This window comes from Streptococcus sp. 68, assembly GCF_013277415.1.
Classification (GTDB): Bacteria; Bacillota; Bacilli; order Lactobacillales; family Streptococcaceae; genus Streptococcus.
This window is the reverse complement of record NZ_VMMX01000010.1, coordinates 152,954-175,810: the sequence shown is the minus strand read 5'-3', so window position 1 is coordinate 175,810 and position 22,857 is coordinate 152,954. Positions and strand designations below refer to the sequence as shown.

19 protein-coding genes are annotated in these 22,857 nt (G+C 35.7%); 4 read left to right on the top strand and 15 right to left on the bottom strand.

Going from position 1 to position 22,857, the window contains the following annotated elements:
- Window positions 1–447: 447 nt before the first annotated feature.
- The 4 genes from blpZ to HT720_RS05555 form a co-directional block, all read right to left on the bottom strand.
- The gene (gene blpZ / locus HT720_RS05570) at window positions 448–696 is read right to left on the bottom strand and encodes an immunity protein BlpZ (RefSeq protein ID WP_112444786.1); all 249 of its coding nucleotides are present in this window, start codon (window positions 694–696) and stop codon (window positions 448–450) included.
- A 79-nt stretch (window positions 697–775) separates the two neighbouring features.
- Window positions 776–994, bottom strand: coding sequence for a hypothetical protein (locus HT720_RS05565; protein ID WP_173213201.1), 219 nt, complete (start codon window positions 992–994; stop codon window positions 776–778).
- A 5-nt stretch (window positions 995–999) separates the two neighbouring features.
- Complete coding sequence (locus HT720_RS05560) at window positions 1,000–1,374, bottom strand: immunity protein (protein ID WP_173253422.1); 375 nt, start codon at window positions 1,372–1,374, stop codon at window positions 1,000–1,002.
- Window positions 1,375–1,425: 51 nt separating this feature from the next.
- Window positions 1,426–1,653 carry a Blp family class II bacteriocin gene (locus tag HT720_RS05555; RefSeq protein WP_112444780.1) on the bottom strand — a complete coding sequence of 76 codons (228 nt, stop codon included), beginning with the start codon at window positions 1,651–1,653 and terminating at the stop codon, window positions 1,426–1,428.
- Between the two features lie 307 nt (window positions 1,654–1,960).
- On the opposite strand from HT720_RS05555, the gene blpA reads away from it, so the two are divergent.
- Genes blpA through blpC form a run of 3 tightly spaced genes read left to right on the top strand, consistent with a single transcriptional unit; the run spans window position 1,961 to window position 5,683 of the window.
- On the top strand, window positions 1,961–4,114 hold the full coding sequence (blpA, locus tag HT720_RS05550; protein WP_173274928.1) for a peptide cleavage/export ABC transporter BlpA: 2,154 nt from the start codon (window positions 1,961–1,963) through the stop codon (window positions 4,112–4,114).
- 10 nt (window positions 4,115–4,124) lie between these two features.
- The gene (locus HT720_RS05545; RefSeq protein WP_173274927.1) at window positions 4,125–5,486 is read left to right on the top strand and encodes a bacteriocin secretion accessory protein; all 1,362 of its coding nucleotides are present in this window, start codon (window positions 4,125–4,127) and stop codon (window positions 5,484–5,486) included.
- A 56-nt stretch (window positions 5,487–5,542) separates the two neighbouring features.
- Entirely contained in the window at window positions 5,543–5,683 is a 141-nt protein-coding gene (blpC, locus tag HT720_RS05540; protein WP_164226699.1) for a quorum-sensing system pheromone BlpC, read from the top strand.
- 106 nt (window positions 5,684–5,789) lie between these two features.
- Here blpC and HT720_RS05535 read toward each other — a convergent pair whose 3' ends face one another.
- From HT720_RS05535 to HT720_RS05525, 3 genes are read right to left on the bottom strand one after another with little or no spacing between them, the layout of a single operon-like run.
- Window positions 5,790–7,124, bottom strand: coding sequence for a GHKL domain-containing protein (locus HT720_RS05535; RefSeq protein WP_173274926.1), 1,335 nt, complete (start codon window positions 7,122–7,124; stop codon window positions 5,790–5,792).
- 3 nt (window positions 7,125–7,127) lie between these two features.
- Window positions 7,128–7,877 (bottom strand): response regulator transcription factor, encoded by a 750-nt coding sequence (locus HT720_RS05530; protein ID WP_173274925.1) that lies wholly within the window; start codon window positions 7,875–7,877, stop codon window positions 7,128–7,130.
- The gene (locus HT720_RS05525) at window positions 7,874–8,221 is read right to left on the bottom strand and encodes a LytTR family DNA-binding domain-containing protein (protein WP_173273195.1); all 348 of its coding nucleotides are present in this window, start codon (window positions 8,219–8,221) and stop codon (window positions 7,874–7,876) included. The genes HT720_RS05530 and HT720_RS05525 overlap by 4 nt, the downstream gene beginning before the upstream one ends.
- A gap of 183 nt (window positions 8,222–8,404) precedes the next feature.
- Between HT720_RS05525 and HT720_RS10225 the strand changes: the two genes are divergently transcribed.
- Entirely contained in the window at window positions 8,405–8,791 is a 387-nt protein-coding gene (locus HT720_RS10225) for a hypothetical protein (protein WP_240149943.1), read from the top strand.
- A 148-nt stretch (window positions 8,792–8,939) separates the two neighbouring features.
- Here the strand turns inward: HT720_RS10225 and HT720_RS05515 are convergent, their stop codons facing one another.
- The 8 genes from HT720_RS05515 to HT720_RS05480 all read right to left on the bottom strand — a co-directional run bounded on the left by HT720_RS05515 (window position 8,940) and on the right by HT720_RS05480 (window position 22,348).
- On the bottom strand, window positions 8,940–10,418 hold the full coding sequence (locus HT720_RS05515) for an ABC transporter substrate-binding protein (protein WP_173274924.1): 1,479 nt from the start codon (window positions 10,416–10,418) through the stop codon (window positions 8,940–8,942).
- A gap of 103 nt (window positions 10,419–10,521) precedes the next feature.
- The gene (locus tag HT720_RS05510; protein WP_023945674.1) at window positions 10,522–11,445 is read right to left on the bottom strand and encodes a carbohydrate ABC transporter permease; all 924 of its coding nucleotides are present in this window, start codon (window positions 11,443–11,445) and stop codon (window positions 10,522–10,524) included.
- 13 nt (window positions 11,446–11,458) lie between these two features.
- Window positions 11,459–12,388: a sugar ABC transporter permease gene (locus HT720_RS05505; protein WP_173274923.1), complete on the bottom strand. Its 930-nt coding sequence runs from the start codon at window positions 12,386–12,388 to the stop codon at window positions 11,459–11,461.
- A gap of 872 nt (window positions 12,389–13,260) precedes the next feature.
- Window positions 13,261–19,515: a DUF1542 domain-containing protein gene (locus tag HT720_RS05500; RefSeq protein ID WP_173274922.1), complete on the bottom strand. Its 6,255-nt coding sequence runs from the start codon at window positions 19,513–19,515 to the stop codon at window positions 13,261–13,263.
- 595 nt (window positions 19,516–20,110) lie between these two features.
- The gene (locus HT720_RS05495; protein ID WP_000096818.1) at window positions 20,111–20,545 is read right to left on the bottom strand and encodes a protein-export chaperone SecB; all 435 of its coding nucleotides are present in this window, start codon (window positions 20,543–20,545) and stop codon (window positions 20,111–20,113) included.
- On the bottom strand, window positions 20,545–20,889 hold the full coding sequence (locus tag HT720_RS05490; protein ID WP_050252545.1) for a hypothetical protein: 345 nt from the start codon (window positions 20,887–20,889) through the stop codon (window positions 20,545–20,547). The genes HT720_RS05495 and HT720_RS05490 overlap by 1 nt, the downstream gene beginning before the upstream one ends.
- A gap of 14 nt (window positions 20,890–20,903) precedes the next feature.
- Window positions 20,904–21,491: a hypothetical protein gene (locus HT720_RS05485; RefSeq protein ID WP_138704746.1), complete on the bottom strand. Its 588-nt coding sequence runs from the start codon at window positions 21,489–21,491 to the stop codon at window positions 20,904–20,906.
- 341 nt (window positions 21,492–21,832) lie between these two features.
- The gene (locus HT720_RS05480; protein ID WP_173274921.1) at window positions 21,833–22,348 is read right to left on the bottom strand and encodes a hypothetical protein; all 516 of its coding nucleotides are present in this window, start codon (window positions 22,346–22,348) and stop codon (window positions 21,833–21,835) included.
- Between the last annotated feature and the right edge of the window lie 509 nt (window positions 22,349–22,857).

The following is a 22,857-nucleotide window of genomic DNA, read 5'->3' as shown; positions in this document are numbered from 1 at the left end:
CTATAAATTTTTAAGTATATAGAACTGTGTAAATGACATACATCTATATACGACTGCTTAAAAATTTGTATCTATAGATCTCTTAAATCAGAACAAGATGAATTTTCACAATGTTAAGCGCTTTCATTGTACTCTTATTATAAGCTACTTTATTCTAAAAATCTACTTAAGAAAAATTAATAAAGATATAAGAAATTTTAATATTTTAATCATCTGTTATCATTTTAATATTGTTTATATCATCTAATTCGGATAATTATCTAAATAAGGTAAAAAACCACTGCCCTCCCCAGACCAACCTGAGGAAAGCAGTGATTCTTATTTTAGGAGTTAGGAATGAATGTAAGGAGCTACATTTGACGTTACTATACTAAAAATCAAAAACAAGGTATAATCTTTATTGAAAACGACCATAAAGATAACCACTTAAACACTAAGTACACCTTCCTACAAGTCATCCTTTACCTCCAATCTCTCTAAAACAAACCATTTTAATAACCAAAACCCGACAACATAGCCAGCCCCTAAGAATATAGCTATAAAAGCTAGCATGGGATTCAGGAAAGAAAAAACCACTACAGATACAAAGGTTAGCACAAAAACATTAAATGCAATGGTGTCAGAAGCCAAGACTAGAATATAGGGTGTCAACCAGTCTAAGATTTTTGAATATGGAAAAAATAAGTGTTTATACATGATACGTTCCTATACAGTATAGAGAGTATAAGCGTAAAGAGATACCCAGATTAATAATTCTATATCCTAACTAAATCCTCTAATGTGGCCATAAAACTGAAGCTGCCGCCCCACCAGCTGCACAAATTAAATAAATCTGCGGAGTTGGGAAGGGGATTGTCTGTGCACAAAGCGAAAGCCCCTCAACTGCACCACCTACTCCACTTAAAAATCTGTCTGCAAGTTGTTTATCACCAGCTGTTATCATTGTTAATTTTTCATCGGATAAAATGATAAAATTATTTACTGATTGTTCCATTCTTTTCACACTTTCTTTGTTAAATTAATTTGGCTAGTAGACAAAAGATAAACTAAGGCATTAAAGACAATGAAAATATTTCCATAAAGTAAAATCAGTCTCTCATCCAAACCAAGATAAAGTTTTACCGCCAAAAAGATGAGCAAAAGAATTTGAAACCATACCGTTTTTCCAAAAATAAATTTAAAGCGTTTTTGAATGTCTGATTCCTTGATTTTTACCGCCAAACCTTTATTAGCAAGAAGGAAAACTCCTGCTTCAAATAAGCCACTGTAGAGAACAATCCACCCAATCGATACATTCGAGATTTTCAAAAATGTACCTAAAAGAATATCCAAAACACTACTCAAGAAAATAATAAGAAATAATCTGTATTTCATATAAATCACCTCCTTTTACTACTATTTCCAATCTACTATATCGCTAAAAGTTTAACTTGCTCTAAAAGCTCCCCAAGCCGCTGTACAAAACTGTGCTCCTAAAACCCCGCCGGCAAGAGTTCCCACAACTGGGATAACACTCCCCAGAGCTGCACCTCCTATTGTACAAATTCCTAATGCTTGAACAACTTCTCCAGCCCCTACTTTATCTCCACCTTCAACACGAGCAAGCATTTCATTATCCATAACAGAAAATTGTGACATCATTTTTGTATCCATGACAAATACTCCTTTTTATTTTTAATTTTTGTCCTGTTGCAACCTTGACAACATCAATATATCATAATTAACTAATATCATTTTTTAAAATCATAAAATGTCTTTTTTTCATCACGAAATGTTTTTAATAAATTTTATCAAAGCCTAAAACTAATATATACTATCATCAACTATAAAAATCGATGGTTCATCTTACTTAATAAAAATTACTGTTCATGACAATATAAATACCATTTACGATTTAACAAGAAGTTTTTTAGCAAAGTTTGGCATAATAGACATATACACTATATGAAAGGAATTGCCAATGACTTCTTATAAACGTACATTTGTTCCTCAAATAGATGCTAGAGACTGTGGTGTTGCTGCCTTAGCCTCGATTGCTAAATTCTATGGTTCAGATTTTTCTCTAGCTCACTTGAGAGAACTTGCAAAGACCAATAAAGAAGGGACGACTGCTCTTGGCATTGTAAAAGCCGCTGATGAAATGGGCTTTGAAACAAGACCTGTTCAAGCAGATAAAACTCTCTTTGATATGAGTGATGTCCCCTATCCTTTTATCGTTCACGTTAACAAAGAAGGAAAACTCCAACATTACTATGTTGTCTATCAAACAAAGAAAGACTATCTGATTATTGGTGATCCTGACTCTTCTGTAAAAATCACCAAAATGTCAAAAGAACGCTTTTTCTCTGAATGGACTGGAGTAGCTATTTTTCTAGCTCCCAAACCCAGCTATCAACCCCATAAAGATAAAAAGAATGGCCTACTAAGCTTCCTTCCTCTGATTTTCAAACAAAAATCTCTCATTGCTTACATTGTTCTCTCAAGCTTATTGGTCACGATTATCAATATAGGTGGTTCTTATTATCTTCAAGGAATCTTGGATGAATACATTCCAAATCAGATGAAATCAACTTTAGGAATCATCTCAGTTGGTCTGGTTATCACCTATATCCTCCAACAAGTCATGAGCTTCTCCAGAGATTATCTCCTAACCGTTCTGAGCCAGAGATTAAGCATTGATGTGATTTTATCCTATATTCGCCATATTTTTGAACTTCCTATGTCTTTCTTTGCGACACGTCGTACAGGAGAAATCATTTCACGGTTCACAGATGCTAACTCTATTATAGATGCCTTGGCTTCTACCATTCTTTCTCTTTTTCTGGATGTTTCTATTCTGATTCTTGTAGGGGGCGTCTTACTGGCACAAAACCCTAATCTCTTCCTTCTTTCTCTTATTTCCATTCCTATATACATGTTCATCATCTTTTCTTTTATGAAGCCTTTCGAAAAAATGAACCATGATGTCATGCAAAGTAATTCTATGGTTAGCTCTGCCATTATCGAAGATATCAACGGGATTGAAACTATAAAGTCGCTCACGAGTGAAGAAAATCGCTATCAAAATATAGACAGCGAATTTGTAGAGTATTTGGAAAAATCCTTTAAACTCAGTAAATATTCTATTTTACAAACGAGTTTAAAGCAGGGAACAAAATTAGTTCTGAATATCCTTATCCTATGGTTTGGCGCTCAATTAGTCATGTCGAGTAAAATTTCTATCGGTCAGCTGATTACCTTTAACACACTTCTTTCTTACTTTACAACTCCTATGGAAAATATTATCAACCTCCAAACCAAACTCCAATCTGCGAAGGTTGCTAATAACCGTTTGAACGAAGTCTATCTAGTCGAATCTGAATTTCAAGTTCAAGAAAATCCTGTTCATTCACATTTTTTGATGGGCGATATTGAATTTGATGACCTTTCTTATAAGTATGGTTTTGGACGAGATACCTTAACAGATATTAATCTCACGATTAAACAAGGAGATAAGGTTAGCCTAGTTGGAGTTAGTGGTTCTGGTAAAACAACTTTAGCCAAAATGATTGTCAATTTCTTTGAACCCTACAAAGGACATATTTCCATCAATCATCAGGATATTAAAAACATTGATAAAAAAGTTTTGCGCCGTCATATCAATTACCTACCTCAACAAGCCTATATCTTTAATGGCTCTATCTTGGAAAATTTAACCTTGGGCGGTAATCATATGATTAGCCAAGAAGATATTCTAAGAGCTTGTGAATTAGCTGAAATCCGTCAAGACATTGAAAGAATGCCTATGGGCTATCAAACTCAGCTCTCTGATGGAGCTGGTCTATCAGGAGGACAAAAGCAACGAATCGCTCTCGCTCGTGCTCTTTTAACTAAAGCTCCTGTTTTAATACTAGATGAAGCTACTAGCGGTCTTGATGTCTTGACTGAGAAAAAAGTTATAGATAATCTTATGTCCCTCACTGATAAAACCATTCTCTTTGTAGCCCATCGTCTCAGTATAGCTGAACGGACTAACCGTGTCATTGTTCTTGACCAGGGGAAAATCATTGAAGTTGGTAGTCATCAAGAGTTAATGCAGACGCAAGGCTTCTACCACCATCTATTCAACAAATAAGGAGAATGTCATGAATCCTAATCTTTTTAGAAGCGTCGAGTTTTATCAGAGACGTTACCATAACTATGCGACAGTGTTAATTATACCTCTTTCATTACTGTTTACTTTCATCTTGATTTTCTCCCTTGTTGCCACAAAAGAAATTACTGTTACTTCCCAAGGGGAAATCACCCCTACAAGTGTCATTGCATCCATTCAATCGACCAGTGATAATCCTATCCTAGCTAATCATTTATTTGCAAATCAAGTAGTTGAAAAAGGTGACTTACTCATCAAATACTCTGAAACAATGGAAGAAAGTCAGAAAACTGCCTTAGAAACTCAATTACACAGACTTGAGAAGCAAAAAGAAGAACTTGGAATTTTGAGACAAAGCTTAGAAAAAGCGACTGATCTTTTTTCTGGCGAGGATGAATTTGGCTACCATAATACCTTTAGGAATTTTACTAAACAAGCTCATGATACTGAGCTAGGTATCTCAAAGACTAACACTGAAGTTTCAAATCAAGCCAATCTTACCAATAGCAGTTCATCAGCCATCGAACAAGAAATCACAAAAGTTCAACAACAAATTGGAGAATATCAAGAGCTGAGAGATGCTATCATAAATAAAAGGGCTCGCTTACCAACTGGCAATCCGCACCAGTCAATTTTGAATCGTTATCTTGTAGCCTCACAAGGACAAACACAAGGAACTGCAGAGGAGCCATTTTTATCTCAAATTAATCAAAGTATTGCAGGTCTGGAATCATCTATCGCAAGCCTCAAAATTCAGCAAGCTGGTATCGGAAGTGTAGCAACTTATGATAACAGTTTAGCAACCAAAATTGAAATACTCCGCACTCAGTTTTTACAGACAGCCTCACAGCAACAACTAACCGTGGAGAACCAATTAACAGAATTAAAAGTACAACTAGATCAAGCCACACAGCGCTTAGAAAACAATACCTTAACCGCTCCAAGTAAAGGTATCATTCACTTAAACAGTGAATTTGAAGGTAAAAATAGAATTCCAACTGGTACAGAAATTGCTCAAATATTCCCTGTCATCACAGATACAAGAGAAGTACTAATCACTTACTACGTATCTTCTGACTATCTACCTCTACTAGATAAAGGACAAACTGTAAGATTAAAACTGGAGAAAATTGGAAATCACGGCATTACCATCATCGGCCAACTTCAGACAATTGACCAAACTCCTACCAGAACAGAGCAAGGAAATCTCTTTAAATTAAGCGCTCTTGCAAAACTATCTAATGAGGATAGTAAACTTATCCAATATGGCTTACAAGGTCGCGTCACTAGTGTAACTGCAAAGAAAACATATTTTGATTATTTCAAAGATAAAATTTTAACCCATTCTGATTAATTTTCAGATAACACTCTATAACTATTTATTATCTTATAAAACAGGAGAATCATAACATGGATAAGAAGCAAAACCTAACTTCATTTCAAAAACTAACAACTACTGAACTCAACCAGATTACAGGTGGAGGATGGTGGGAAGAGCTATATGAAACTATAACAACACCATTAAAATTACGGACTACTTTCAAACCATAAAAAATCTATAGAATTATAAAAACGCATAATATCAGATTTCAAAATGACTGATACTATGCGTTTTATCATGAAAAGATTATAGAAGATACAAGTCACCCATCCCCACCTATACTTCTATCTCTAAGACTTGTTTAAATCTAAAATTAGAACTTGTAGTTTTTAGAATGATATTTGGGTATTTTGTCAAAATACTATTAACATTAGACAAACCAACTCCTCTATTCTGCCCTTTAGACGACATTCCTCTCTCAAATATTTTTGTAACATCAATCTCTCTATCTAGGGTCGGATTTTGGATAATTAAAACTTGCTTATTATTTCTCATATCTTCAAAAAAACAAACACTTAGAGGTTCCTCGACAGTGGCGCTTGCAGCGGCCTCTATCGCGTTATCTAACAATATAGAAACAACTGTTAAAAAATCAATTTCCTCAATCTTTTTGATAACGATTGGTTTTTCTATTTCTAAAGAAACTGGCACTAGTAAACTCTGAGCCTCGGATAATTTTGAGATTAATAAACTCTTCAAGGATAAATCCTCTATATTTCTCAATCTCACTACATCAAATTTTGTATCTTTTAAATTTTTCCCTGAGTCTTTCAAGACACTGTCATAAATTTGAGCAACTAAATCAATATCTTTTCGGTCTATCCCTATCTTTAAACTTGTTAAGATATTTGCATAATCATGCCTAAAGCTTCTAACCTCTTGATAAAGTCCTTCTACTTGTTTACTATAGCTCTTAAGATTTTGAAGTTGAATCTCTTTTTGAAGTACTAAATCTTTTTGCAATTCCTCACGTACATTTCTGTCCAGTATATTGACAAAATAGATAAATAAAAAGAAATAGATTGCAGTTATAGCTCCTTGATAATGATTTACAGATAAATTCAGGCTGTTTTTAATGTAACCAATAAAAGGAACCAAGATAAAATAACCCAACATTACAACATTAGCAATCCTCATTATTTGAGCTAAATGTTTATCCAACACTTTACTTCTTAGATAGCTAAAATCATACTGAAAAACTTTTATTATAAGCAAAGATAGGAGACTTGCTAAAATTGAGAAAATGGTAGCATCGTAATAAACATATATTTCTGTTAAACTAGCAAAATTAGGAATAATAAAATCAACAAAGAAATCATAGATAATCGACCAAAATGTGATAGGAAACAGAGCATAAAAAAGTGTCAATATCAGACTGTACTTCTTTTTATCCAACAAAAATGTGTAGATAATAAAAAAGATGGGATAATCTAGTACTGTAATAACAACAGGGATATAGAACGTCTTAATCAAGATTAAAAGTAAAAACTCTAATAAAAAATAGAAAAGCAATAACTCCAAAGATCTCTTTATAGTCAATTGATAGCCATAAATTTTTGCATGAAGAAATAAAAGTATGTAAAAATTCAAAGATACTAACACAAAAGACATTTACTACTCCTTACTATCATGTAAATCTTTAACTATATTCAGCAATTCCCTCATTTTTAACCTAGATACTAGGCAACTTGACCCGTTCTTCAAATAGACTAGTTTTTCTTCCTTATCTATTGAAGAGATATTATAAGGATTCACAATAAAAGAACGATGACACTGAACCAATCTGAGTTCTTGCTTCAATATATCAGAAATTTTACCGTAAAACTCTATTCTTTCTCTCATAGAATAAAGAACTAGCTTATGAGGAATCATTGACGTTTCTATATAAAGCAAATCCGAAAACGGAACCTGAACGAGTGCTTTAGAATTTGTAAACACAAAAGAATCTTCAGTCATTAGTTGATGTTTATTCTTGTGAACATAAGCGATTGCTTTTTCCACACGTTCCCTAAAAGCACTTTCAGGTAATTCCTTATCAATAAAATCTAAAGCTGATACTTGATATTGAAAACTAACAGGCATAAATTCTGAATGAGTTGTTACAAAAACAATGACTGCATTTGGATCTCTATCTCTGATTTCCAAAGCAATATCTAACCCTTTTCTAACATCGTTTTTAATTTCAATATCCAAAAAGAAAAGTTGATGACCTCCACGTTCCATCATATCTTCTAACAATTGATTTGGTTTACCATAAACACCACAGTGCTTTACTTCCCAACAATTCTTCTCTAAAATATCATACACCAGATTTTCCATCCTAGTCTGCTGTATAAAATCATCCTCTAATATAAAGATATTCATTTCTCGTCTCCTTTAGTATTTAACCATCTTTCTTTTACAGTTTTAAAATATCTTCTAGAGCAGCTAATATCCGATACTCTTTCATCCATAAATAAAATAGTCTTCGTTTCATACTTCAATCCTATTACTTTGGATAAGTTAACAAGAAACTTTCTATGACACCTGAACAATTTACCCAGACTCATTTCCTCAACTCTAGCTAGGCTCATATACTTCTCAAATACTCCATCAGCTGTAATAAAAATAACAGCATGTGCCTTCGTAGGATGTGTTGTCACATAGTAAACCTTAGAATGAGGCACTTTAACAACTGCTCTGCCTTGGCTTAAAATATATTCTTGCATATTTTTCCTCCTTACTCTCCTATATCATATCAAAACTAGTATCCTATGATGAAAAAAATCTTTAAAGGTATCTGAGTTATCATAAATGGTTATTTTTCAATATTTCATGCTAACATTTATACAATCTAAGATTTCGACATCTTCTATCGGATGTTTTTGATATGATAGAGCAAGAGGAGAAATATGGATACAATTCAAATTCTACATTTTTCATTATTAGGATATATCATCACAAGTGACATCAATTCTTATATTAAAGAAAACTTATCAACAAAAACGAGAATTATAGTTTCTAGGCGTATCATCTATTCCTATAACACTACTACCTATTTTATCATAAAATCAATGTTTTTATCTTCAGATACAATGTATTCTTATATAGAAGATATACGACTCCGTTCTGAATTTGCCAACATTATCATCATAGGAAGTCACATTGATTATGATAAACTTTTCCGTAGTCATTACAGAATATTCGGTGTCATTGATACAACTAGAAATCATTCTTTACAATCTATACGACAAGAAATTCACTCATATTTAGATGGTATTTATAACAACCTGAAATAAATTAGGTTTGGTAGTCTTTATACATTTCCTCAGCATACATGGCTTCAAAAACTTTCAAAAAACCACTGCCTTCCCCAGATAATCCTGAGGAAAGCAGTGATTCTTATTTTAGGAGTTAGGAATGAATACACGAAATCAATTTAGCTGATTATTTTTTGTTTTTCAAAAATTCATCGTATTGTTTTTGCATTTCGTTCAATACTTTTTCGTAGGCACCTTCAGATTTCAATTTTTCCATCAATTCTGGAATCGCTTTATCTGGGTCTACAGTACCAGTGTTGATAGCTGTATCAAATTGTTGCATTGTGTTAGAAATAGCTGAGATTTCAGATTTCACATTGTCAGTGTTAAAGATAAATCCAAGCGCTGGAGATTCTTTAGCTTCTGCCAATTCTTTCTTAGAATCTGCAATTTGTTGATCTGTAACGTTTTCGTTGATGTAAAGAATCCAGTTGTTACCAGTGTTCCATCCACTCATGTGAGTGTTTCCTTTGTAGCCATCAAGGACTTTAACACGGTTTTCTTTACCTGGAATTTTTTCCCAGTTCTTGCCTTCTGGACCATAAACAAGACCATTCAAGAGTTCTGGGTTAGTGTTCAAGAGGTTCAACACTTCCATTGATTTTTCTTTGTTCTTAGAGTTGTTTGAGATAACAAAGTTAGCAACTTGTGTTGTTTGGTTTTTCTTGATGAAGTTAGTGATTGGTTTGATTTGGATGTCTTTGTTTGCAACACGTGAAAGCAAGCTGTTACCGTAGTCAGCTGGTCCTACTGTTTCTTCACGAACGAACCAAGTATCTTGTTGAAGGTCAAATGAAGTATCGCTTGTTGCTACGTCTTTTGGAATGTATCCAGCTTCATAGAATTTGTGAAGAGTCTTCAAGTGTTCTTTAAAGCGAGGCACTTCGTAACGGTTTACGATCTTAGTAGTGTCCCCTTCAAGGTCGATAACGAATGGAAGTCCATTTGGAACTGGGTAGTCAAAGTTATCAGATGGGATAAAGTTCTTAGTAACCGCAAATGGCACTACATCTGGAGCTTTTTCTTTGATTTGTTTCAAGACTGGCTCAAGTGTTTCGTATGAAGTGACACCTGAAATATCGATACCGTATTTAGCAAGAAGAGTTCCATTGAAGGCGAAGTTTTGAGATGATGCAACGTTGGCTGCAACTGGAACTGCGTAAATTTTACCGTTAATGCTGTTACCTTTGATGTATGCTGGGTCAAGTGCTTTGTAAAGCTCTGCCCCTTCTTTCTTATACAAGTCAGTCAAGTCAGCATAGGCACCTTTTTGAGCATTTACAACATAGTTAGATGCAAAGGCGATATCGTAGTTTTCACCAGATGATGTGATAACTGACATTTTCTTATCATAGTCACCCCATCCAAGATATTGGATATCCAATTTAGCACCAACTTTTTCACCGATGATTTTGTTGGCATTTTCTAGCAATTCATCCAAGTTATCTGGTTTGTCACCGATTTGGTACATTTTGATAACAGTCTTATCACCTGAAGCTGAGTCAGCAGCTTTTTTGTTACCTGAAAGGTTTCCACAAGCAGCAAGACCAGCAGCCAAAGCGACGACGCTAGCAGATGCAAAAGCATATTTTTTCCAGTTTTTCATGACAAAAACTCCTTTTTTTATTTTTAAACTTATAAACAATGTAATGATCTTAACTTCACGCAAGGGAAGTTTGGAAATGAGAAAGGGTATTTCTCGACAAGTACTATTCTTTCACACCACCGATAGTCAAACCTTTTACAAAGTAGCGTTGGAAGAATGGATACAAAATCGCGATTGGAAGGGTTGCAACTACAACCATGGCCATACGTCCTGTTTCTTTTGGTAGAGCAACTCCCAGTTGACCAGATAGACCGACTGCTTTGGCGATGTAATCCATATTTTGTTGGATTTGCATGAGCAAATATTGCAATGGATACAAGTTGTCACTCTTAATGTAAAGAAGGGCATTGAACCAGTCATTCCAGAAACCAAGAGCTGTCAAGAGCGTTATGGTTGCGATACCTGGTAGTGACAATGGCAAACAGATTTGGAAGAAGATCCGGGCCTCACTAGCACCATCGATACGAGCGGATTCTAGAATAGCTTCTGGAATGGTCTTCTTGAAGAAGGATCGCATCAAGATGATGTTAAATGGTGAGAGAAGCATTGGAACAATCAAGGCCCAAACTGTATCCCCAAGTTGAAGCAAACGAGTGACCACGATATAGCCCGGTACCAAACCAGCGTTGAACAACATACTAAGAAGGGCAAAAATCGTAAAGAATCTGCGATACTTAAAGGTTGTCCGCGAGATGGCGTAAGCATAGGTTGTTGTGATAAAAACGTTTGTGATAGTCCCCACCACTGTTACAAAGACTGAGATGAAGAGGGCTTGGAGGATTTTATCCTTAAACTGTGCCAAAAATTCAAAACCGTCTAATCCAAATTGGGATGGGAAGAAGCTATATCCATTTTGGAGGATACTCTTTTCATCTGTCACCGAAATCACGATAACGAATACGAAGGGTAGGATACAAGAGAGGGCTATCAAACCAGAAATGATACTGAAGAAGATATCTGCTTTCTTACTGAAGGAGTGAATGCCGACATTATCAATTTTTTCTTTTTTAATTTTCTTTTCTGCCATATTCTCCTCCTTTCTAGAACAAGGCTGAGTTTGGATCAACTCGTCTTGCAAGTAAGTTTGATAAGATAACCAGAATCAAACCGACAACTGATTGGTAGAGACCTGCCGCTGAAGCCATCCCGATATCTGCTGTCTGAGTCAAGCCGTTATAAACATATACGTCCAAGACGTTGGTTACGTTATAAAGCTGACCAGCATTGTGGGGGATTTGGTAGAAGAGACCAAAGTCTGCACGGAAAATATTTCCGACTGCAAGGATGGTCAATACGGTTACCAATGGTGTCAACTGCGGAATGGTTACATTGCGAATTCGTTGCCATTTGCTAGCTCCGTCCACTGTTGCTGCTTCGTAGTAGGTTGGATCAATTCCCATGATTGTCGCATAGTACATGACACTGCTATATCCAAAGCCTTTCCAAATACCTAGGAAAAGTAGGAGATATGGCCAGATACCCAAGTCAGCGTAGAAATTGATTTCCTTCATTCCGATAGATTCTAGGAAATGGTTGAACACCCCTTTATCGATGTTTAGGAAGGCATCTGTAAAGAAACTGATGATAACCCAAGACAAGAAGTAAGGGAACAACATAGAAGTTTGGAAGACCTTAACCATTTGCTTAGAACGGAGTTCACTGAGGATGATGGCAATCCCTACAGACACAATCAAACCGATAAAGATAAAGCCGAGATTGTAGAGGACAGTATTTCGTGTGATAATAAAGGCGTCTTTTGAACTAAACAAGAATCTGAAGTTATCTAGTCCGACCCATTTACTATTCATGATACTATCTATGAATCCATTACTGGTCATGTGGTAGTCTTTAAAGGCAACCACGTTCCCAAATACTGGAATGTAGAAGAATAGAATCAACCAGAGTGCCCCTGGTAAAACCATCAAGAGAAAGATCCAGTTGTCTCTCAAGGTTTTTGAAAACTTATTCATAATTTCCTCCCTTTTTATTTTGATATCCATCTAAAAATTCCTTTTTAGACTTTTGATAACGATTACATTATTAGTATACTCCTATTTACAGGTTAGGTTAAACTACTAATTATAGAAAAAACTCCACAAATTATGTAGCAGATTTAAAACTTTATCACCACTATCAAACAAATATCCTAAATCAATTGTTTATTTTATCTCTATTAGCCCAGTGATGGCGTCACTCTGTTACCCTGTGCTAGCTCTCTCAAACAAAATTTTAGGAGCAATGAAGCCCACTATTTTTAGAAAACAAGCCTATTATCAAGTTCCTTAGACTTTTGACCATAGGCGTTTTTCTCTTTTTAACGTTTTTTCTCAAAACTCATCATGAGCTCTGTCTAAAAATAAAGGTACTGATTTTCTCAACTTTTTTAGAAAGCTAATACTCTTCGAAAATCTCTTCAAACTACGTCAGCTTCCATCTGCANNTGTTTTGAGCAACCTGCGACTAGCTTCCTAGTTTGCTCTTTGATTTTCATTGAGTATAAGGCAAGGCCAAATCAATTTATAACAATGTTTTTTAGAAGCGATATTGTACTAGTCCAGACTCAGTTCATTATAGTGTCTGATTTCTCCCAGACTGACTCCCTACAAAAAGTGCAAATAAGAAATCTCCAGCTTAGGAACTATCAGTGAGTTCTCGAGTCTGGAAATTTTTCAATATACTTCGTTATTGAACGGTTACGCTGGTTACCAAGTCAGCCGTCAACTTCCTGAAATGCAAAAATCTCCTAGCAGGCTTTCCTACTAGGAGATTTTCTTATGAGAGGTACTTGTTTCAGCTTTGAAAATCGGACTTATCATCTGATAATTATCAAACAATCTACCAATTAAGCTTCTTCGTCTTCTTTACAACGACGTCCTACAAGACCAAGACCAAGTAAGGCACTTGCGGCAGCTGCTACCATAGCTACAGTAGAATCTGCTGTACCTGTATTTGGCAATTCTTTAGATTCTTTAGGCGCATTTGCTTGTGCTGATGCTTCTTGGTTGGCATTCGCTGCTTGAGCAGTAGCTGGAGCTACAGCTGGTGTCTGAACACTTTGATCCTCAGCTGGAGTTACATGGTCAGCTGCTGGAGCAAGTTTCGCCATGAAGTCTTCGATACGTTTCACCATTGCATCCACTTCTGCTTGACTTGCGTTTGCATCGGCAGATACTGTTTTCGCCTCTGATAATAAGTCATTTGCTGCTTTTACAGTTTCTGCATCAAGCTTAGCTGATTCTTGGATGATTAGCTCATCTAGCTGATGAATAGCACTTTCTAACTTGGATTTATTCACTTTTGCTTGAGTGTTCGTCATTCCGTTATCGACAGAAGGGCCGTAGTTTCCACCATTATATGGAGGTATCATATCTTGATTGTTTGGTGAAATCACTTCAACTGGAACTTCAAGTTTTTGTACACTTCCATCCGCTAATCTTAATGTCACTATAGCAATTTTAGTACCGATAGTATTCGTATCAGGCAATTCCATCTTGATGACTGAGATTTCTTCTGGTAAATCTAATTTCGCTAACACATCTGCTTGGGAAAGGGCTGTACCGCGTTCAACTTTCACTACTCCATTGATTAAAGCTTTCAGGGCATCTTCTAGTTTTAATTCTGGAAGATCAGCTACAAGTGCATCTTGATCAACTTGGTATAAGAAGGTTCTGAGTGCTTTATCAAGGTCTGATTGTTTTGTGGAGTTGTCGATTGCTTGCTTAGCTGCGGCTGCGACTTTGTTTACCAACTCTTTTTTCTTATTTTTGTCTTCAAAAGTTAAATCTGTTCTCGCATCGATTTCTTTCAGCTTATCTGCCAGTACTTCTTCAACAGCTTTCTTAAATGCTGCTTTTGCACCTACTGGATCAATCTTTGCAATATTAGCTTTTCCAACTTCCGTTACTTTAGCGACATCGTCTTGACTCATTGCCTTACGAATCGCATCCTTAGCTGTTTCTGCTTCTGATTCTGCGGCTTTTTTGGCAGTAGTTTTTTCTGCTGTCAATAAATCAGTTCTTGCATCAATCGCTTTTGATTTTTCTGCTAAAGCTGTCTCAATTTCTGCTAGTGCTTTCTCTTTTCCTACTGGATTTACTGCTGATATAGCTGTTATTCCTGTTGTTTTAGCTTCATCTACTTCTGCTTGTGTTGTAGCTGATTCAATAGCTTTCTTAGCATCTTCTGCCGCTTTCTTAGCCACTGCTTTGGCTGCTGATTTTTCTGCGTCTGAAAGTTTAGCGTTGCTGTCAATTGCAGTTTCCTTAGCAGATAGGGCTGAGTCTACTGCTGCCTTAGCCTTGTCTTTTCCAACTTCTGCAACTGATGAGATAGCTTGGCTTCCTTCCGTCACTTTGGCATCTACTTCTGCTTGTGTTGTAGCTGATTCAATAGCTTTCTTAACATCTTCTGCCGCTTTCTTAGCTGCTGCTTTGGCTGCTGATTTTTCTGCGTCTGAAAGTTTAGCGTTGCTGTCAATTGCAGTTTCCTTAGCAGATAGGGCTGAGTCTACTGCTGCCTTAGCCTTGTCTTTTCCAACTTCTGCAACTGATGAGATAGCTTGGCTTCCTTCCGTCACTTTGGCATCTACTTCTGCTTGTGTTGTAGCTGATTCAATAGCTTCCACTACAGCAATTGCAGCTTTTGCAACTTCTGCTTTTGCTTTGATTTTTTCTTTTTCTGATAATTTCTCGTTCTTATCAATTGCTTCTAACTTAGCTTCTGTTACTTTTTGGATTTCATCTAATGCTTTTTCTTTTCCTACTGGATTTAGTGCATCTATAGCCTCTTTACCAGTTGTTTTTGCATTATCTACCGCTACTTGCTCTGTTGCAGCATCTATAGCTTTCTTAGCTTCATCTACAACATTCTGAACTTGTTCTTTAACGGCTTGTTTTTCGTCATCAGAAAGTTTCTCGTTACCAGCAATCACTTTTTCTTTAATCGCTTGAGCTGCTTCTAGTTCTGCTTTGGCTGCTTCCTTAGCAATTGCTAATTTACCTGCATTTTTAGCTGCTGTAACATCATCTTCCGTTGTTGCATCATCAATTGCAGCAATTGCTTTATTTGCTTCGTCGGCTATTTTTGCTTTCGCTTCTGCTTTTTTATCAGCTGGCAAATCTACATTCGCTTCAATAGTATCTGTTGCATTCTTAGCTGCTTCTTCGACTTCTTTCTTAACAGCTGATTTATCAATATCTTTTAGAAGTTTTGCTGCTGTTGCTAATTTTGATTTCAACTTGTCAATCTTAGCTTGGAGTCTGTAAGCTTCTAATTCACCAGCATTATCTCCTTTAGCTAATAAATCTTTAGCTGCTTGCTTCGCTGCTTCTAAGTCTGCACTTAATTTGCCAACTTCATCATTATAAGCTTTGATACTATCATTCGTTTTACCAGTTTTGTCTGCTAATTTAAGATCCTCATCAGCATTCGCTAACTCATCTTTTTGGTCTTGAGTTATTTTATCTACTAACGCTTCTTTGACTTTTTCTAACGCTGCTTTCTTAGTGTTAACATTCGCTAGGGCTGTTGCTACTTGTTCTGGTGTCGCATTTGGATCTGCAATTAGTGTTTCTGCATCTTTAACTGCTTGATCTGCCTCCACTTTTGCTGCATCATATTTGTCTGCTGTTTCTTTTGTTTTTCCTGCTGTGACATTTTCTGTTGCGGCTAATGCTTTTAGTGCTTCTTTTGCGTTTGTTAACTCTGTTGTATTTGCTTTGTCTTTTAGTAAGCCTTTTGCTTCTGCTAGTTTTGCTTTTAGCTCTTCTACTTTGGCTAATGCTACTGTTGCGTCTGCTTTTGTCGCATTATTATCTTTAGCTTTTTCTACTAGTTCTGCTGCTTTCGCTTTGGCTTGCGTTAAGTCTGCTTGGATTGCTGCTACAGCTTGATTATATGCTTCGATACTATTTGGTGTTTTAACTCCAGTTAGTGTATTTTCTGCAATTGGTGTTAAGGCTGCGTCTGCTCCTTCTAAGGCTGTTTTTTGCTCGTCTGTTGCTTTTTCTACTAACGCTTCTTTGGCTGTTGCTAGTTTTTCTAGCACTGTATTGACTGCTTCTTGTGCTTCAAGTGCAGCTAATTTAGTTGCATTCACTCCATCTGTTTTGATTTTATCCGCCGCAGCTTTGGCTTGATTTAGTTCTTCTGTTAGTTCTCGTATTTTTTCGTTATACGTATTAATACTGTCTTGAGTTTTTCCTTCCGTACTTGCTTCTACTAGTTTTGCTACAGTTTTTTCTAATTTTGCTTTTTGAGCTTCTGTCGCTGCGGGGACTAAATTCTTTTTAGCTGCTTCTAACGCTGCTCTTTTAACTTTAATATCAGCTAATGCATTTGCTACATCTTCAACTGTTGAATTTTCACTAGCAATTACAGCTTGTGCATCAGTTACCGCTTTATCTGCGGCAGCTTTTGCAGTAGTATAAGCATCTTGACTATCTTTTGTTTGACCTTCTGTCACCCTTGCTGTTGTTTGCTGGTTTATGAAATCATTTAAATCATTTTTAGCCTGTTCTAATTCAGTTGTTTTTCCTTTATCTTTCAATAGGGTAGCTGCTTTATCTAATTCAGCTTTGATTTTATCAACTTCAATTTGAGCATACGTTGCTTCTACTTTACCTGCGTTTACTGTTTTATCTAGTACTGTTTTTGCTTGCTCTTTTGCGGCAGTTAATGCAGCTTCTAATGTTTTATATTTATCCTCATATTCTTTTATACTCTTCGGCGTTTTACCTATCTTATCTGCTTCTTTCAACGCCTCCGAGTCATTTTGTAATTTAGTCTTTTGGTCATCAGACGCTGCAACTACTAAAAGTGCTCTAGCTGCTGTTAATTCTGCTCTTTTAGCCGTTACATTAGCCACAGCTTGGGCTACTTCATCAACAGTTGCTGTATCACTGTCTATAACTGCTTTTGCCTTTTCAGCTTCTTGTTCCGCGGCAGTTTTAGCTTGGTTATAAGCGGCAACGGTTTCTGGAGTCTTACCTGGAGTTGGATCGTCATTTACTAAATCATCTAAAGAAGCTTTTGAACTTGTTAAGGTTGATTTGTCAACTTTCAACTCTGCTTGTTTTTGCAACGTAACATTTAAGATTTTTTTATATTCTGCTGTTGACTTTAATTCTCCAGCTAACAATTGATTGATAGCATCTAATTGATGTTGATAAGCTTGTTGTGTTTCAGGGGTTTTTCCTCTTTTATCTGAATCACGAGTTTCAAGCAGTTTCTCATAAACCTTTTGTAAAAGATTTCTAGCAACATTATTTGTGTCTTGATCAATTGAAAAGTCTAACGATGAAATCGGTAATGCATATTTCAAATCCCAAGCTTGATAACTCATTCCGACTCTGGAATTATCCGCTGAACTAATTCTAACTTTGTACGAATCGACACCTTTTTCTAATTCAATATCTCTACTTGTAAAAGTACCTTCTGTACCATTAGGTAAATTAGCAGGGGTTGCTAAACGTTTTTCTACCTCATCTCTCCCTATATAACCTCTTCGTGTATCACTGGGCTTTGTAGCATCACTTCCTGTATTTGACACTCTAGTTGATACGGCATTTGTTCCGTCTTTTGCTGCTATCACCGTTTTATCTGCATCTTTAACAGATTTATCTGGATAAAACTCAGTGGAATATATTTTCTTCTCCACCCCTTCTTTTATACTAAATACCTCTACTTTATATTTAGCTTTTTTACCATCAATATCTCCTGTATATCCAGGTTTAAAGCTTACCTTTACCCTCGAACCATCTTCAGATGAGTAAGCTTTAAAAGTCTTCTCAATCCCATCAAAACCTTTAACTGCTTTAGCAATTTCAAGTCCTTCATCTTTGTACTTATATGCACTTCCATCAAAAGCTTCTTCATTTGAGTTTGCTCTTGTTCTAGCCTTTGTTAAGAAAAGCATATAGTCTTGCGTCTTATCAAAAGACTGTTCTCTAAGATAGATAGTATCATTCAATAATGAATTAATAGTTTCTATAGGAAATGTTCCATACTTAGTTTTTCTACCAATCGCAAATTTCCCATCTCCGACTGCTTTCCAGCCGCCAAAATCATTAATTTCTTTTACATGACCTACTTCAACATTTTTTTCAGCTCCTAATTTATTAATAGCACCATCTTTTATACTATCATTATTTTGAATTCTTTCCGGTAAATTTAATAATTTTTCTGTTAATTCATCTAATCCTGCTTTTACTCTTGGCGCTGTGTAAGTCTGATTCGCAGCTGGATCAGTATCAGTTGTTGCCCCATCCGTACGGAATGGATTATTTCTATCTAGGGCTTGTCTATTACGTGGATCATGTTGTCCTGAGTTTGCGATAGAGTTGGTTCCTGTAGCTTTCTCAGTATTGCTAGCTTTCTTACCGACAGTCGCTTTTCCTTCTGTGGTATCTAGTTTAGGACTTTCCACTTGGGCTTTAGGCTTACTACGTAAACCGCTGCTCGCTGTCATAAAGAGTCTTCTATAAGCTTTTGTCAACTCGTCTTGACTTGTGGCTGTTGTTAGGGCAAGTTTTGCTAATTCTAAATGTTCTTTAAGGGTTGCGACACTTTCATCTGTCTTAGTCGCATAGCTACCTGAGGCTAATTTAGCATCAATTTCTGCTACGTAATCTTCCAGCTGTTTTTTATCCAAGTCAGATGTAGCTTTTTCTTCTGCTTTTTCTGTTGCTGAAGCAGTCGATGATGCTACTGGCGCTGGAGTGGCAGCAGTAGATGTTTCTTCTTTCTCTTTTGAAACAGTAGGTGATTCGACTGATGATGCGCTTGCATCAGTAGATGTTGGAGTAGTTGTTTCTTCTTGATCTTTCGGAGCAGTAGTCTCACTGCCACCAGAATTTCCATCCAACTGACTGACTACTGGAGTCGCCCCGTAGGTTCCATTCTGGACATCTGGGTCTTTCAGTGGTGAGTCTTGTCTTCCCTCATTAGTTGGGGTTACACCTTGCTCTGTAGCAGACACTGTCCCATTTCCTGGAAACATGAACAAGGCTGCTACTGCAACACTAGCAGCTCCAAAACTAACCTTACGAATCGAAAACCGCAAGCGTTTTTCTCTATCTTCATTACCTTTATAAAACATATATCATTTTGCTCCTTTTCCGATAATTATCGGTTAATATATAATGGAAGGACAAATAAAAAGCCCCCCCCCTAAAATTTTTATGTAAATTTTAGACTGGCATAATTCATTATACTCTTTTTTGTTTTATAAATCAAATGTTATGAACTAAGCTTGATATGATGCATCTTAGCCAATTCTTCTGTTTCACGCGAAACACCCTGCGCCAGGCAAGGTGTTCTTGCTTTTATACTCAATGAAAATCAAAGAGCAAACTAGGAAGCTAGCCGCAGGTTACTCAAAACACTGTTTTGAGGTTGCAAATGGAAGCTGACGTGGTTTGAAGAGATTTTCGAAGAATATTAAACCCCCAATTATTCATATCTCACACTAACCAAACAATTCAAAAACCACCAGAAGAGCCTTAAAATACTGCCCTTCTGGTGATTTTCATTGATAGCTGAGTCTCGAAGAAGGTAGAGTTTAAATTGAAACTACTATCATACAAAACTCTTTGATCCTATTTATTTTATCACAATTTTGATTTATAGTTCTCCGAATACCTTTTAAATGTGAAAGCATTTCATTGGAGCTTTGAAAAATACATACACTGTTTTTATTCGTATGTTAACTTGATAGAATCTTTGTCTTCAAGCATTTTTTTAATGTTAACGACAGGCAATATGAAGTTGGGGAACTCATTACCCCGAGTAATCATATCAGATACGATAGGCCGAATATAGGACCAAAGAATTGCTAAACCATTCTCTTTAAGAAAAGTTTCAAAATCAATATCAAATTCTGTCTCGTCATATATAAATGAAAATTCTCCAACAATATCTACAATAAGCTCAAAAGCAGAATCATCTGAATCTATATTTCCTTGCTTTGTTATCAAGTTAACATAAGCAAGGTTTTCAGATTTTCTTATTAAAATCTGTGCAGACAATTCAGGCTGTAAATTAATAGTACTATTTGTTTGGTCAAAACTAGGATTTCTTCGATACGATACTTCATTTAAAAAGTAATCTTTAAATTGTAAAGAGGACATTAAGCTGCCACCTCACTATTTTCTTTTGTTGTAATTAAGTTTTCAGAATCTATTGGTAAATATGAAAAACATGACTTCTTGTTTTTTATATTATATTCAGGCATTGCATTTACTTTAGTTACAGAATTCAAATCATCAAACTCTTTTTGATTATTTAATTGAGGAGTAAAATGGATTTCATCTTTATATTTTTTAAGACTTCCTGATATATTCAAATCATAATCAAATTCATTGTTTACTGAATAAATTTTGTTGGCCTTAATATTTTCAACTAATTCTTGGAACATTGGAGAATCCATCAAAGAAAATTCTTCAGTTCCTAAAAAGTTTGACAATAAACTCATAAAAGCCTCCTTATTTATAAAATGTTTGTAATACAATTTAAATCACGGATACAAATTTCCTCTCCATTCTTTCCGTCAATTACTGGTAAAGATGGAATAGCAGTATATGTTTTGGACTGCACTGCTTCATAATTCTTCCCATGCTGAGACGCTAAATCAAGCAACAGTTCAATAATTAATCCTTGATTTTGGTTAAGAAGAGTAGCTCTATTTTTGGCTCCGCTACCTGAAATACCTGCAATCTCACGTTCAATTTGAATAGATGCCGCTTGTCGATATTCCTCTAATAACCTTTGGTTTTTTGGGTTATCTAAAATAAAAATCTTATCTATAGATTTTAGGGTGATTTTAGCATGAATTAACTCAGGCCTAACCCCAGGTTTGCTTAGTTCAAATGACTTATACTTTGCGACATAAGCAGAAGCAATCGTTTTACCAGTATCTTTGTTAAAAGGTAGAAAAAAGTAAATACCATTACCCAAATCGTTCGGATGTCTCTGTTTATGAATACCAGGTTTATATTTCTCATAAGAAAACCCAGCAGATAGAATCTTTTCTTTCCTTTTATTGGTGGTGCCGTGCCACCCACTATATTGTAGCATAGAACCTCCTGATGAAGCTACTAGCTTAATTATACTGTTAAAGCTTAGATAATTCAACTATTACGGGCTTTTTTGAAAAAATTCTAGCGATTTCCAGAACGTAACTGAGCATTAAGACAATAACTACCTCACCTTATCATGCCGAAATTATCGGATTTTATCAGAATTAAAACCCCATAAAATCGGGCTTTTTTGAAGAATAGAGTGAATTGGAACTAGAACAGTACACTTCGACTACTAAAACATTGCTAGAAATTAATTTGACTTTCCTAATCAATTTGTTCAAATCTTATTTCAATCTACTATAAAAAAACACAAGCCTAAGCCTGCGGAAACATTATCTATTCTAAATAGTCTTTTTCTGTTATGACTCTTAATCTAGTAGAATAATTCTGGAATGTTGAGAATTTAAAGCGTTTAGGATCTTCAAGTTTGTTTCTATCGTTCATTTCTAAAGCACGGTTATAGTCTATAATAGCTTTCACTAACTTATTGATTATAGTTTTATCATTATCCATTACTTTATAATAATCTTCGACTTTCCGAAGGCGAAAAGTGGTATTTAGTAAATAACTTTTATCTTCTAAAATCAATGTTTTACCAATATCTAATCCTTCAACATATCCTTCTTTTGCTGAATTTCTAAGCTTATACTTCAATTGATACTTTTTAGGAATGTAACTTCTAAATGGAATCAAGAAAGTTAGCCCCTGTATTTTGACAACAGTTACCGCAAATCCCCTTCCTTTATTCATTACTTCCTTCGTCTTAAAGTCATAGTCCATCGCTTGAATAAGGTCGTAATCCTTGCACATTTTTAAATCAATTTGACCTAATTTTAATTTTTTGCTTTTCATTTCTATTCCCTAGATAAAAAGCTCACTAAAAAGTGAGCAACATTTCCAATGAGATACTTCTGTTGACGAGCGCGTCTCTCCGCCCCCTCATTGCCTCACGAAAAGGCTAGACGAATCGAAAGGAGGTGAGTTTTCCTGTTTTCAATTCTACTTATTCTTACACATTTTTTTAATTTTGTCAAACAAAAAAACGCAAGCCTAAGCCTGCGGTGAGTGTAATCTATTTTGAAATTTTTAAATAAAAAAGGAGCATTTAAGCCCCTCCTTTGAAATAACGGATCCTTTGGCTGGTCGGTGTACCCAGCATCTCAGATACCCTTTTGCAAGGTGTGGCAGGAACCTTTCTGCCCTCAAATGTCTTTCGTTAATGTTATTCTAGCACTATCTAATTTTTTGTCAAGTTTTCTCAATCTACCAGACTTGATACGTATTAGCTACACCCTCAACAAACTTAAAAAAGTTCTCTTATCTGAAACCATCACAAAAAAACACTTGTTTTACTAATTTTA